The 13498-nt window shown below is 50.1% G+C and carries 11 protein-coding genes; 3 read left to right on the top strand and 8 right to left on the bottom strand.

Features of this window, described 5'->3' with window-relative positions; translation table 11 throughout:
- The first annotated feature begins 132 nt into the window (after positions 1-132).
- Positions 133-1935 carry a hypothetical protein gene (locus tag IPN95_27250; protein ID MBK9453050.1) on the top strand — a complete coding sequence of 601 codons (1803 nt, stop codon included), beginning with the start codon at positions 133-135 and terminating at the stop codon, positions 1933-1935.
- A 470-nt stretch (positions 1936-2405) separates the two neighbouring features.
- On the opposite strand, the gene IPN95_27245 is transcribed toward IPN95_27250, so the two are convergent.
- Entirely contained in the window at positions 2406-4472 is a 2067-nt protein-coding gene (locus IPN95_27245) for a S9 family peptidase (GenBank protein MBK9453049.1), read from the bottom strand.
- Between the two features lie 363 nt (positions 4473-4835).
- On the opposite strand from IPN95_27245, the gene IPN95_27240 reads away from it, so the two are divergent.
- The gene (locus tag IPN95_27240; GenBank protein ID MBK9453048.1) at positions 4836-5384 is read left to right on the top strand and encodes a hypothetical protein; all 549 of its coding nucleotides are present in this window, start codon (positions 4836-4838) and stop codon (positions 5382-5384) included.
- 228 nt (positions 5385-5612) lie between these two features.
- On the opposite strand, the gene IPN95_27235 is transcribed toward IPN95_27240, so the two are convergent.
- Positions 5613-6284 (bottom strand): hypothetical protein, encoded by a 672-nt coding sequence (locus IPN95_27235; protein ID MBK9453047.1) that lies wholly within the window; start codon positions 6282-6284, stop codon positions 5613-5615.
- 567 nt (positions 6285-6851) lie between these two features.
- Between IPN95_27235 and IPN95_27230 the strand changes: the two genes are divergently transcribed.
- Entirely contained in the window at positions 6852-7241 is a 390-nt protein-coding gene (locus IPN95_27230) for a DUF559 domain-containing protein (GenBank protein MBK9453046.1), read from the top strand.
- A gap of 782 nt (positions 7242-8023) precedes the next feature.
- On the opposite strand, the gene IPN95_27225 is transcribed toward IPN95_27230, so the two are convergent.
- The 6 genes from IPN95_27225 to IPN95_27200 all read right to left on the bottom strand — a co-directional run bounded on the left by IPN95_27225 (position 8024) and on the right by IPN95_27200 (position 13279).
- Entirely contained in the window at positions 8024-8578 is a 555-nt protein-coding gene (locus IPN95_27225) for a hypothetical protein (GenBank protein MBK9453045.1), read from the bottom strand.
- A 151-nt stretch (positions 8579-8729) separates the two neighbouring features.
- The gene (locus tag IPN95_27220; GenBank protein ID MBK9453044.1) at positions 8730-9332 is read right to left on the bottom strand and encodes a hypothetical protein; all 603 of its coding nucleotides are present in this window, start codon (positions 9330-9332) and stop codon (positions 8730-8732) included.
- Between the two features lie 65 nt (positions 9333-9397).
- Positions 9398-10195: a hypothetical protein gene (locus tag IPN95_27215; protein ID MBK9453043.1), complete on the bottom strand. Its 798-nt coding sequence runs from the start codon at positions 10193-10195 to the stop codon at positions 9398-9400.
- Between the two features lie 184 nt (positions 10196-10379).
- Positions 10380-10838, bottom strand: a complete 459-nt coding sequence (locus IPN95_27210; GenBank protein MBK9453042.1) for a hypothetical protein — start codon at positions 10836-10838, stop codon at positions 10380-10382.
- Between the two features lie 285 nt (positions 10839-11123).
- A complete protein-coding gene (locus IPN95_27205) occupies positions 11124-11666 on the bottom strand; it encodes a hypothetical protein (GenBank protein ID MBK9453041.1) in 543 nt (180 codons plus the stop codon).
- Between the two features lie 950 nt (positions 11667-12616).
- A complete protein-coding gene (locus IPN95_27200; protein MBK9453040.1) occupies positions 12617-13279 on the bottom strand; it encodes a DUF3293 domain-containing protein in 663 nt (220 codons plus the stop codon).
- Positions 13280-13498: the final 219 nt, after the last annotated feature.

The raw sequence follows: 13498 nt of genomic DNA, 5'->3' as shown, positions 1-13498 counted from the left end.
CCTTTCCTGGAACCTTGGCCTCGGAGGAGGTTACGGAAGGTAAGCTGACAATTGTCATGATTTCCAGTTGTTTACATCATCCTGATTTTGTGTTTTCTCCGCTTGTTTTGTGCAATATACCGGCTACTGAAGATGAAAAAGAAATTGATTGGATTGCTGATTTGCCTGTTTGGATGGGCTGGGATTGGCCTTGCACAAAGTTCGGATGCGATATTGGCGCGGTTGCTGCAGGATGACAAGGCGAGCGTCGAAGCGTTGGTATTGTACCCTGAAAATATCCGCAATGACATCCTGCAGGCCTGTCTTTACCCCGAATTGGTGGTGCGTATCGGAGAAATGCAGCGGCTTACGAGTCAGCAATTTTCGGATTTGTTGTCCACTGAAACCCGGGAAGATCAGCAAAGTCTCTGGGAATTGGCACGATTTCCTGCCCTTGTGACCCATATTTCGGAACGTGGCGGCCTGAAGGAAGAGGATTTGAAGACATTCCCCGAAGACATTCACAATGTCGCGCGCTGGGCCAATGACGCCAAAAGGCCCACGGTCATCCGCATGAATGAACTTTACGCTGCCTCCGAATCCGCATTTGCATCGCTTTTGCGCACCTATCCCGATCCCGCACAACGTGCCTTGCGCAATTTGGTCACCGTGCCCGAAGTGATGAGCATTCTGAGCGAAAGCCTGAAAATGACCGTTTTGGTCGGGGATATGTACCGTCGCGATCCGGCTTGGGTAATCCATAAATTGGATTCGCTGAACCTCGAAGTCGCCCGTCGCAATGCCGAAGACCTGCAAGCGTGGCGCGACAGCCTCAGCGCCAATCCACAAGCACTCCGTGAGTACGAACAATCGTCTGAAGAATTCCGGAAGGAGCAAGGTGCCCCTGTCGCTACGGAACAGGAAGTGACACAATACACAACCGTTTACAATACCTATAACTATGGAAATACCTACAATACAGGTAATTATCCCCGTAATTATGGCTATTATCACAATCCTTATCCTTGGTGGTATGGATATCCATCGTGGTATGATTATCCGTCTTGGTATCCGCAACCTTATTGGTACCATAGCGGCTATTATTATGGCGCAGGCGGCGTGCTGATTGTGTATGGAATGCCTTCGCCCTACTATACTTGGTGGTATTTCCAGCATCCTTGGCACCATCATCATTATCCGCATTTGACGCATCATTTCCTTTGTTACCACGAGGGACACCGCGATTCCCCCGGCGGATTTCACCGCGAAGTCAATAACTGGGTGGCTGAAAATGAGACGGTTTTTGGCAAGGATTGGCTGAAGAATGACGTCAATCGTCCGGATCGAATCAAGGAATTTGGGCAGTTTGAGGTATCGTACCACAATTCGTTGGTGACACAGCCCTCCAAAACGCCATCGGAGCAGGTCTATTTTGAAACGCATTCGAAGGAATATCCCAACTTGAATGCATCCGTCAACGCCTCTCCGCGTCCAATTGCGCCCAAACCAACGGTTTCCCGCCCCAATGAAACTTGGCCTGTGAAACCCAATACCGATTCCCGTCCGACGACGAATCCAAAGCCCAATACCGATTCCCGTCCGACGACGAATCCCAACAACGATTCCCGTCCAACCACGAATCCCAACAATGATTCCCGCCCGACTGTAAATCCAAAACCGAATAACGATTCGCGTCCGACCACCAATCCAAAACCGAATACGGATTCGAAGCCGACCTACACCCCGACGCCAAAAGTGGAGCGTCCGCCGCAAAACTTCGAAGCGCCACGGAGCAATCCCGCACCCTCGTATCACAATGATACGTGGCAGCGCGCGGATCCGAAACCGACGTATTCGCCTAAGCCACAGGTTGCACCAAGGCCGCAGGTTTCGCCAAAGCCAAACTTTTCCAATCCTTCTCCGTCGCCCAAAGGCGGCATCAAAGGCAGCAGGTAAGGACGCAACAAGTTTTGGGTGCGGGTAAACGGTTCCAACCGTTGCCCGCACCCAAATTTTTTGTGAGGCGACTAACTAGACGAATAAATCCTTGGATTGCTGTATATTAGGTTGCCGCGATGCTTATTGGTGTTGCGCAACGGCTTTTTAGTCGCCTCACTGCCCCTCTCCATTGCATAAATCGCTCTTTCGCTGGGCTCAGTCCCGATTTCTACAATGGAGAGGGGGCAAATCTGATCTTCTGCGAAGATCCAGCTTACCCCTCTCCGCGACTTTTCCGCTAGGAAAATTCGTGGAGAGGGGCAGGGGGTGAGGCGACTAACAAGGCGGAGAAATCCTTGGATTACTGCCTGCCTGAGCCCCCCACAAAAAAAGTGCCTCGAACAACCGCTCAAGGCACTTTCCATGAATAATTACGACTCAAAAAGCACCCCCAAGGCACTTTTCACTTTTCACTTATCACTTTTCACTTAAAGTGTTTCCTTTAGCCACTCAAAAAACACCCTGTGCCAGACCACGCCATTTTGCGGACCTTGGACCCAGTGGCCTTCTTCGGGGAAGTAGAGGAACCTTGACTTGAGGCCACGCATTTTGGCAGCGCCGAATGCTTGCATACCTTCCGTCACAGGCACGCGGAAGTCCTTTTCGCCGTGGATCACGAGGATCGGGCTGTCCCATTTCTGTACATAGTTGTGCGGACTTGCAGCGGCATACGACTTGGGTTGCGGATTGTCATAATACGCGCCTTTCATGTCCCAATTCGCGAAGAACATTTCCTCCGTCGAAGTGTACCAGCTTTCCAAGTTGAACAGTCCGCAGTGGGAAATGAAGGTTTTGAAGCGTTTTTGGTGGTTGCCAGCGAGGAAATACACGCTGTAACCGCCATAACTTGCGCCAACAGCACCGATTCTCGCAGCATCCACATAAGGCTCCTTTTTGATGTCATCCGTTGCGCTGAGGTAATCCTTGATCGGTTGTCCGCCCCAATCACCGCTGATTTGGTCGTTCCATTCCTGACCAAAGCCAGGCAAGCCGCGACGGTTGGGCGCAATCACGATATAGTCATTCGCAGCCATCAACTGAAAATTCCAACGGTAGCTGAAGAATTGGCTCACAGCACTTTGTGGTCCACCTTGGCAATACAGCAGGGTTGGATATTTCTTGTTCGGATCAAAATTTGGCGGATAAATCACCCAGGCCAACATGTCTTTGCCGTCGGTGGTTTTGATGGTACGCGGTTTCACTTCGCCCCATTCGACGCCTTTGAGCAGCTCCGTGTTGAGGGTGGTGAGCATGCCGATCGAACCGGTATTCGGGTCTACAGTATAAAGTTCTGTCGGGTAGGCCATCGAGCACAATTCGCCGACGAGTACCCCATTGGCCACGTGGATGCTGTTGAAATTGTGTTGACCATCCGTGATTTGGCGAACTTTTCCCGTAGGGACTTCGATGTTGAAGACCTGCACGGTGCCTTTGATGTCGCTCGTGAAGTAGATGCTTTTGCTGTCATTTGCCCAGGTGACGTTGTCAGCGCTGCGGTTTTTGTCCTTCAGCAATTCGGCGCTTGTGCCGTCGGCGGTATTGAAGAGGAAGATGCGCTTGCGGTCGCTTTCAAAACCGTCGCGCTCCATGCTGGTCCAGGCGATGTATTTTCCGTCTGGCGAATACACTGGATCTTGGTCATACCCTGGATTGGTTTCGGCGAGCGAGGTGGTCGCACGGGTCGCAAGGTTGTACAAATAGACATCGCTGTTGGTGCTGACCGCGAATTCCTTGCCGATTTTTTTCTTGCTCGTATAGGCAATCGTCTTTCCATCGGTGCTCCAAGCGATTTGTTCGCCGCCGCCCATGGGAGGGATCGGGCAATCAAACCTTTCGCCCGCCATAATGTCCAAGGGGTCGCCGACTTTACCGTTCTCGTAGGGTGCAATAAACACGTGGCTATAAGAGAAGTCGTGCCAAGCATTCCAATGGCGGTACATCAGATCGTCGGTGAGGCGTGCCTTGGCGAGGGGCAAGTCAGGATAAAGCTCATTGACCGTTTGATCGAGCTTCACGTCGCAGGTGAAGGATACATGTTTTCCGTCGGGAGAATAGGCAAAATTGGAAATGCCACCTTCGACGGTGCTGACCTGAGCGGGTCCTGTGCCATCGGGATTGATTTCCCAGAGTTGCATTTCGCCGGATTTTGCACTGAGGTAACCGATTTTGAGTCCGTCGGGACGCCAAACAGCATTGTATTCGCTTTCCGGAGTCTGTGTAATCTGCGTCATCGTGCCGGCTTTGATCGCATTTTTGCCCTTGTCACCGGGAAGTTTGAGGCGCAAGGTCCAAATATCGCGGTTGCCTTTGTTGGCGGCAAGGTCGTAGTAGGTGACGCCAAACATGACCGTAGAACCGTCAGGGGAGATGTCTTCCTCCGAAATCCGGCCCATTTTCCAGAGCAATTCCGGCGTCAGGCGCGTCTGTGCGAACAATGTGAGCGTGGGTGCGAGTGTGAGAACCACTGCGCAGCATAGAAGAATGTAACGTTTCATAGGACGTATTTTCATTAGGCGGGCAAGATAAGAATTTTTTGCACGGCGGATGGGGGCGAAGGTTGCGGGAAATGGAGGGGGGCGTGTTTCGAGGATCGACCGTTGTTGTGAGCCGCCGTTGGGTGATCATTGTGTTTCACTGTCTGGTTTGACCATCGCGTATGACCATCGCGTATGACCATCGTTTATGACCATCGCGTAGGGACAGGTCGTCCCGATCCTCGGGATCCCTACGCGATGCCAATGTCGACATCGATGTCAATGTCCGATTTTTTTGTACAATCTTTTGGAAATTTGATTCTTGCTGATGAATTTGTATTACGAATTCAACCATTTACCAATTTTCATTTCAACCGTCGATCAATGATACCTTACCGCAGAAAACCCACTATTCGCAAGCCAGGATACGACTACAGTCAAGATGGCTTGTATTTTGTAACGTCGTGTGTGAAACATCAAATTTGCCATTTTGGGAATGTGGAGAACAACAAAATGGTTCTTAACACCTTTGGCTTGATTGCCCATCAACGGTGGGATTGGTTGCTGAATCGTTATCCTTATCTGGCTTCACATGCCTTTATCGTGATGCCTAACCACATTCATGGAGTTCTTGAAATCAACCGGAGCCTAGTATATTCGAGGGAAGGGAAATTGGGATGTAATGAAAAAATGGATCGAATTCCGACCTCCGAGTTGTTGGAGCAGCCGGTTAAAATCAAACCATTAGATCAACTATTGGGTGCGTATAAAACGACATCCTCTAAGTTGATTCATTTGGCAGAACTGCAGGAGTTTCAATGGCAACGATCTTACCATGACCATATCATTCGTGCAGAAAAGTCCTACCATAGGATCGTTGAGTATATTCGCACAAACCCTGAACGCTGGGAAGAGGATCGGTTTTATCGATGACCCGCAAAGATGATGATCCGCGGTGGTTGTCCGTTGTTGTGATCCTTTGTTGTGATCCGCAATTGTTGTGACCCGAATTGTTGTGACCCGCAATTGTGACCCGTCGCGTAGGGACAGGTCGCGACCTGTCCCTACGCGACGGGTTTAACCTGTTCAACGTGTTCAACGTTTCGACAGATTCGGCGCAATCAGATGTCACCAACCTTCCATCAAATGTCGACTGCCTTCCTATTTGCCTTTGCCACCGCCTTTGCTCCCGCCGCCATTTCCGCCGCTATTTCCCCCACCATGGCCGTTGCCGCCCTTGCTGCCATTTCCACCGCCATGGCTACCATTGTTGCCTTTAGGATAGATGATTGCGGGTTTCCCATTGCTGGGATGGCCGTTCGAGGGGCTGATCTTCGGATTGTTGGGGAAGCCCTTGGGGTGACCACTCCCTTGATGTCCCTTGCTGCCATTTCCTCCATTGCCGATGACCATGCCCTTGCCGCTATTGCCTGGCTTTGGGCCGATCGATACCTGCTGACCTGCACGGTAATCGGGCTTATATTTGATTTTATAGGCTGGATAAAAGATGTACGGCGAATTGCCCTTGTACCCGCGAATCGGCTGTTTGTACCCACGGTAGAGGTCATAACTGCGATATTGCGCCGGCAAATAGGCACTCCGAATCCACTTGCTGTTTTCATAATAGATGAACCGCGAAGTCGAAATGTCATAATAGGAATGCACATCCGGAATGTAATAATACCGCACCTCCGTATAGCCCACAGGTCCCCATGCAGGAGGATTTCCCACCACAATCACTTGGCCGATGGCAACTTGCATCACCATCATCAGCAGCCCTACTCCTAACATTTTGAGCGCAATCATTTTCATTTCGTATCGTGTCAAATTCATCATACGTCAAAGGTCGCCATGGATGGCTGCGCAGATGTTACAGAAGGAGAGAAATGGATTGCAGGATTCGCGGATTTTGTGGTTGGGGTGAGGGGATTAGTGCAGGCAGGTTGAAAATATCATTGCACTACCGATTTTTTCTTATCGCCTCACCCCAACCCCTCTCCATTGCAGAAATCGCTCTTTCGCTGCGCTCAATCACGATTTCTACAATGGAGAGGGGCACAATCTGATCTTCTGCGAAGATCGATCTTGCCCCTCTCCGCAAATTTTCCGCTAGGGAAATTGGTGGAGAGGGGTTGTCGGATGCGGGTGAAAATATCATTGCACTTTGTGTTTTTTTTCCTCTCCATTTCCTGCGCTCAATCACGATTTCTACAATGGAGAGGGCGTAATCTGTCTTCTGCGAAGATCGATCTCCCAAATTTTCCTAAATTGGTGGAGAGGGGATCAATGCGGACAAGAAAATTCGTGGAGACCGATGTTATTGTGAGTCGATAAAAACAGGTAGATACTTCTTGAACATGTTTCAAACTTTTTGCAATTTGCAGTACCAATCTACTTAAAATGGACAATAAAAAACCAGTACAAGGTGGCCCCATCACAGCACTCGTCAGACAATTGCGAAGAGATTCTACTCCTTATGAGGATAAGTTGTGGCAGCTCATTCGAAATAGGCAAATTCTGAATGTGAAGTTTCGGAGACAGCATCCGCTTTATTATGCAGGAAGAGAAACGCTATTGCGGCTATATGTGGCCGATTTCTACTCAATTGAGGCAAAGTTAGCGATTGAATTGGATGGCGCAGTTCACGAAGGCCACGAGCTTGAAGATGCAATTCGAGACGAAGGACTCGATTCCATCGGCATTACAGTGCTTCGGTTTAAAAATTCGGAGCTTGATGATCCTTCAAATGTGCTTGAAGCAATTGCGGCGGTATTGATGGAGCGGATCTGATCTTCTGCGAAGATCGATCTTGCCCCTCTCCGCAAATTTTCCGCTAGGAAGATTGGTGGGGAGGGGGTGGGGTGAGGCGATCGGCACAGGCAGGTTGAAAATATCATTGCACTACCGATTTTTTCTTATCGCCTCACCCCAACCCCTCTCCATTGCATAAATCGCTCATTCGCTGCGCTCAATCACGATTTCTACAATGGAGAGGGGCGAATCTGATCTTCTGCGAAGATCGATCTTGCCCCTCTCCGCAAATTTTCCGCTAGGAAAATTGGTGGAGAGGGGTTGGGGTGAGGCGATCAACACGAGCATTTTGAAATTGAATTCCGCCATCGAATTTTCGTTATCGCCTCACCCCAACCCCTCTCCATTGCAGAAATCGCTCTTTCGCTGCGCTCAATCACGATTTCCACAATGGAGAGGGGCCCAATCCGATCTTCGCAGAAGATCGATCTTGCCCCTCTCCGCAAATTTTCCGCAAGGAAAATTGGTGGAGAGGGGTTGGGGTGAGGCGATCAATACGAGCATTTTGAAATTGAATTCCGCCATCGAATTTTCCTATCGCCTCACCCCAACCCCTCTCCATTGCATAAATCGCTCTTTCGCTGCGCTCAATCACGATTTCTACAATGGAGAGGGGCGCAATCTGATCTTCTGCGAAGATCGATCTTGCCCCTCTCCGCAAATTTTCCGCTAGGAAAATTGGTGGAGAGGGGTTGGGGTGAGGCGATTAACACAAACAGACCATCAACACCCTCCCAACAAAAATGTCAAATGCCTCCCTCTCACCACTGAAAATACGGCCTCCCCGCAGCCGCATCCACCACGGCTTCAAATCGGGCATCGGGGCCGCCTTTGCCATAATTGGTGATGACCGTTTCCCCGGAGATGCGTAGGCGGCGACCACTCGGGATGATGTCCAGGACTTCGATGCGCACGTTCACGATACCGTGGTGTTCGAAATAGACGCAGTTGGAAAGGTGCCGCTCATGCACCGCGTCATAGTCGGATGCCTGCTCCATCACCATTCCCGGCCGCAAGGGGCGTTGCGCTTGCGTCAGGAAGACACGCACCTGCAAACTCGGACTGCCTTTCATGACCTCCTCCAACTCGGGCGCACGCAATTGTGCAGCACCCATGCGCAATTCCACAAGCATTTCAAAAACGGGCTTGTTGGGGTCAGGTGCAGCGGGTTCGTGCGCTTCATTTTCATCTTCATCCTCATCATCCTCTTCTTCGTCAGCCGGCATTTCATACAGGGCAAGCACCGCATGGGCGACCTCCCAAACCTCGCGACCTTCGTCGTCTATGTCGATGGTAAACAGTCCTTTGGATTCCATGGGATGAAAATACGGGGCGGATGGGGAATGTGCAAATGGGGGATCTGTACGTCCTGCGTAGGGACCGGTCGTCCCGATCCTCGGGATCCCTACGCGATACGATTGATTTTCAAAGTGCCAATGGGTATTCCTCGTGAACCTTCTCCTTCCTTCACCTCACCCAAACCACAGGCAGATCCTTCTCCAACAAGACCTTCTCCTCCGTAAACCGTCCAATCCTCGACAGCTCCATTTTCACCTCGTACAAATTCCTGTCCTCCACATAAATATAACTGACCAAAAACAATCCCCCAACCGCCGTCGAGACTGGGCCATGCATCTTGTTGGCGTAGGTTTGCAAGAGGGATTCGCTGCGCTGTGTTTCCTCGGGGCTAAGTTTCGGAATAAACCGAAAACCGAATTCCTGCTCCACAATATAGGCTTTTCGGCTTTTGCAGGCTTGAAACATCGTGTTCGTGTAGGCAATGGCATCGTCATTCGTGTGAAGCAACAAGTTGTCCTCGACGGCGGCCGTTTCGAATTTTTCTGTATTGCCTGTGAGATTGAGGACCTTGCCTTCGGGGCCTTTGGAGAAATAATACACGATCGGATGCGTCGGCAAGCGCTTTTCGATCTTTTCAATGGTGGTATGGTGGAAAAACGGCGTCACCAAAGTCGTGGATTCGGTGATGCTATCCGACAGCAGCGATGCCAACAATGCGGCTTCCGAAGGAAATGTTGCTAGCTGAGGAAATGACTTTTCGGGTGTATGCATTTTGCAATTGAGCGAGAGTAGGAGGAGGGGAAGCACTGCTAGGAGTTGCCTTTTGCGGTTTCGTTTCATTTCCCGGCTGGGTGATTTTTGTCCCAAGCGTCGCCGTAATAAGCCGAATAGGATTCGCCCGTATTGGAGGTTTGAACCTTACCGTCCAAAAATCCTTTCACGACGGCATCCTTGCCTGCCGATCTTGCACATTGTTTTGCCTCTTCTGCCATGCTTCCTGCCTTAATTCCAGCATCGTAGGCCGTCTTGTAGGCCGTCCGATATTCAGTTTCCAATGGAAATGAAAGTCCCTTCGTATCGATGATGGTTCCCTCCAATTCGATTTTTGCCTCAATGCTCTTGACGGTCCCTTCGGCTTCTTCCTCGACCATGCCAGCAACGTAATCCTTTTTGTTGTCTTTCATGATGTCCTTGCGTAGGCCAGCCTTTTCGTAGTAGGCGTGGTTCATTTCATGTACAAAGGTCAAGGCTGCTTCGCGAACGGTTTCATTGGCATCGATGGTCATTTTTCCAGCACTGTGGTAAGAACCGCCACCCGCAACAAATTCAATTGTAGTACCATAGTCCTTGAAACGTTGCAGTGACTCTTTTCCAGTGGGAATTGTTTGGAGAATGACTTTGAGATCATCGAATGACTCCGCCTTTTTTGAACCAACCGTGAGCAAATTTTCGATGCCTCCTGCGTAAAGTCCACCAGAGATGCCACCCATGAACATTCCTGAAATGCCTCCTCCTAGCCCTCCGATTGCACCACCCAACACAGCGCCGCTCCAATTAAAGTTGGTTTTTTGCTCCTCTTTCTTTTTGTCATCGCCTCCTTCATCGGCTTTGAGCTGAAAAACAGGAGGTGCCATGGACTTTCCCTACGATGTCGTCGTTTTGCGAATTGTCAAATGCGGTGCGATCCGTAGATTCCCTTTTGGACGGACGAGGTGACTGGTGAACGAGTGAATTGGACATATTGATAGCTTTCTGGGGACAATTTAGAGGAAATTGATTGGGAATGCAAGTGGAAAGTCAGGTCCTGCTAGGCATCCCTCACTCCAACACCTTCACCCAAAAGACATCCGCAGCGCGGTCCTTCCACAACAATTGCAGTTTGTATTCCCCCACACGCGGAAACAACCCGGAAGCAATCGAAGAGAGATTTTCGGAGACATGCTTTTTGGGCCCAAGGGAGAACCATTCGCCGGACAGGATGCGGTTGCCACTCAGCATGAAAATAAACGACAGCGTGTCATTGACAAGTAACTGAAATTGAGTGTATTCGGGATTGATTTTTTGGTAGCCCGTGTTGGTTACGTCGACCGTGATCGTCGTCTTTTCCACATCGGCAAGGCGAAACTCCAAGGGTGAAATGTTGATTGCAAAGGTCATTTTCTCGTGTGCCTGGCGAATGTGCGGTTTTTCTTGGGTGACCTGACCGGATGCTACCAACCACGAACTTCCAAGGAATAAAACAGCGATCCAATGGACGCGTAATTTTTTGATTTTCATCGCTGTGGGTGGGCAGTATTGGATTTCATGGGTTGAAAATACGGGGCGGATGGGGAATTTGGGATGTATACACCCGCAAACCGATTGGTTTCCAATCAATGGTTCCGTTCGGGTAGGGACCGGTCGCGACCGGTCCCTACGCCCCCCCCCCCTGATACGATTCTTTAGTTGCCCAGGATGAACTTAACCCTTCGCGATACGTCCATTTAATCCACCCAAAACAACACAACCCATCCAAACGGACAGGTTGTGTTGCAAACAAAACATGGTCAATGCTACCGAATATTATGCAATATCCTCTTGCGGTCCGGGGCCGGGAATCGGAGTTGGATTGGGGCCGCCGCTCGAGCTGTTTTCGTCTTTTTTCTTCTTGAAATTGCCTTGTTGCGCGTACCGTTCATCGAGGGTTTGCAACACAGCACGCATACCCGGTTTGCCTTTTTGCGCAGCCAATTTGACGGAAAGATGCAGGTCACGTGACAATTTGAAGAGGTTTGCGCCGAGCATATGTTTCGCATCTGCCAAACCTGCACGAAAAGTGTCCACGTCACCCAAGAGATGGGACACCCAGAGGAAATCTTGATAGGTTTGCTGCAACTCGGCGACTTCATCGTTGGTCATGTTGAGCGCAGCTTGATGGTCAACTCCATAGTCATTGCAGTCTTTGCAATAGGGGAGGCGAGCATCGGCAACCGTCGGATTCGCCCTGCGCTCGTCGTCGTCCAAATTGAGGCGAAACGGGGTCAATTGAATCATTTTGTCCAAGGCATCTTTGAAGAGGGCTACATCTGCAGGAGTCCAATTCGTCTTAACATTAAGGTCCTTCATCTTGTAATGAGTTTAAATGGTGACAAGTTTGAGCGGTGGGTTAAACCGCAGATTTTATGGACGGAAAGCAAGCGCAAGTTTAAGGTTCCATTCGCTGATTGTCCGGTCAGCGGCGGTTTTTCTCCTTCTACGAAAAGTGCTCAGGAAAAAGTTTCACCGAAGATGAATTTTTTTTCAAGGATCGAATGGAATCTATTCATACGGCTTAAATTCGAAGATTTTGTAGCGAAAATTTTTTCTAAAGACACCTTTTTTTCGTGATTCTCCGGCAGTTGATTTGGAAAGGACTGACCAGATTCGCAGCAGGAATGTAGTCTGCATTCGGCAAGCTGAAAACATGTGCAGCCAAAGGTCAACCATGTCTGGGCAAAGGTCAAACATATCTGGCGCAAACAGCATATCTACCGCAGCAAAGGTCAAACATGTCTGGCGTAAACAGCATATCTACCGCAGCAAAGGTCAAACATGTCTGGCGTAAACAGCATATCTACCGCCGCAAAGGTCAAACATGTCTGGCGTAAACAGCATATCTACCGCCACAAAGGTCAAACATGTCGGGCGTAAAAGGCATATCTACCGCAGCAAAGGTCAAGCATGTCTGGCGCAAACACCATATCTATCCACGGTAAACAGCACCCTCGACAAAAGTAAACATCACCGAAGGGACGCGTAAATAGCGCCGTAGTGAATTTTAAACAGCGACCCTGTCCAACCAAAGGTCAAACATGGCCGCGGCAGAAAGCATATCTACTCGCGGTAGACAGCATGTCTATTCCAAGTAGGTTTTGGCGCTGTTTGCCGGATGCCCATCTGAATCGGGCGTGACGGAGGCAGTTGATCAACGACGAGCCTCCATTCTTCATTTGTTCAGCGTTTTCTCTTTCTCAAAGGTCTTCAAGATCCCGCTGCGGGATTCTAATTTCTAATTTCAAACTGCTAACCGCTAACTGCTACCTGCTAACTATTCCAGCGCTATGATAAGGCATCCCCATATCAAACCGCACATACAATTCTGCTGCTTTCCCTGCCTCGGCAAACAAAAACGCGCGCTGCTGATGCCTACCCGCTGTCAGTTTGGCTGCAAACAATTCGATGCCGATCACCAAAAAGCTTTCCTCGGCCCATATCCCATCCAGACTTTCGCCGATGCCCGGGATGACGGTGTAGCTTTGCAGCTCCTTTTTGAGCATTTCATTGCGCCGAATGTTCTGCTTCAAGGGCAACGCCTTCGACATCGGATTCCAAGCCGTCAAGTAGGCCCAGGACTGTGGCTTGGCAACATTCGGGGATAGGTGCGTCGTCAACAGTGCATCGACTTCCGGATTCAGCTGTCCCAGAACAATGGGAGACGACAAACCCTCGACCTTGTAGCGCGTGTGCCGATAAGTCGCAATCCAATCCTCCAACCCCACAAGCGGATTCAAACGAGATTCCGGTCGCCGCTCCAATTCATATTCCCGCTGATCTTTCTCCAGCACCGCAAATTGAACATGCAATTCCAACCGCTCCTCAGCGAGCCTTTTGGCCGCTTCTGCCGCATTCAACTGCTGCTTCTCCTGCCGAAGGTCCTTCTGGGCCTGCGCTTTCGGGTTGCGTGGGGTGTCTTTGGACATGTGATCGTGGGGGTAATGAATTCCGAATGGGAAGTTCGGGAAGTTTTTTGGATTGGGGGGCGAGGATGTCAGAATTCCCATCGTTGGCGGTGGGAGCGGAGGTTGTCAATCCCTGGATGGCATCTAGGATCATCCGGCAACAAAATCGGTCGGCCATCAAGCTTCTTCAACGAATAATCTCCATCGCTTTCCTGAATCCCTGGCTTGACGATGACTTTG

The organism is Bacteroidota bacterium, from assembly GCA_016718825.1.
Taxonomy (GTDB): Bacteria; Bacteroidota; Bacteroidia; order J057; family JADKCL01; genus JADKCL01.
The sequence above is the reverse complement of the archived record's forward strand: the minus strand, read 5'-3'. Positions and strand labels throughout refer to the sequence as shown.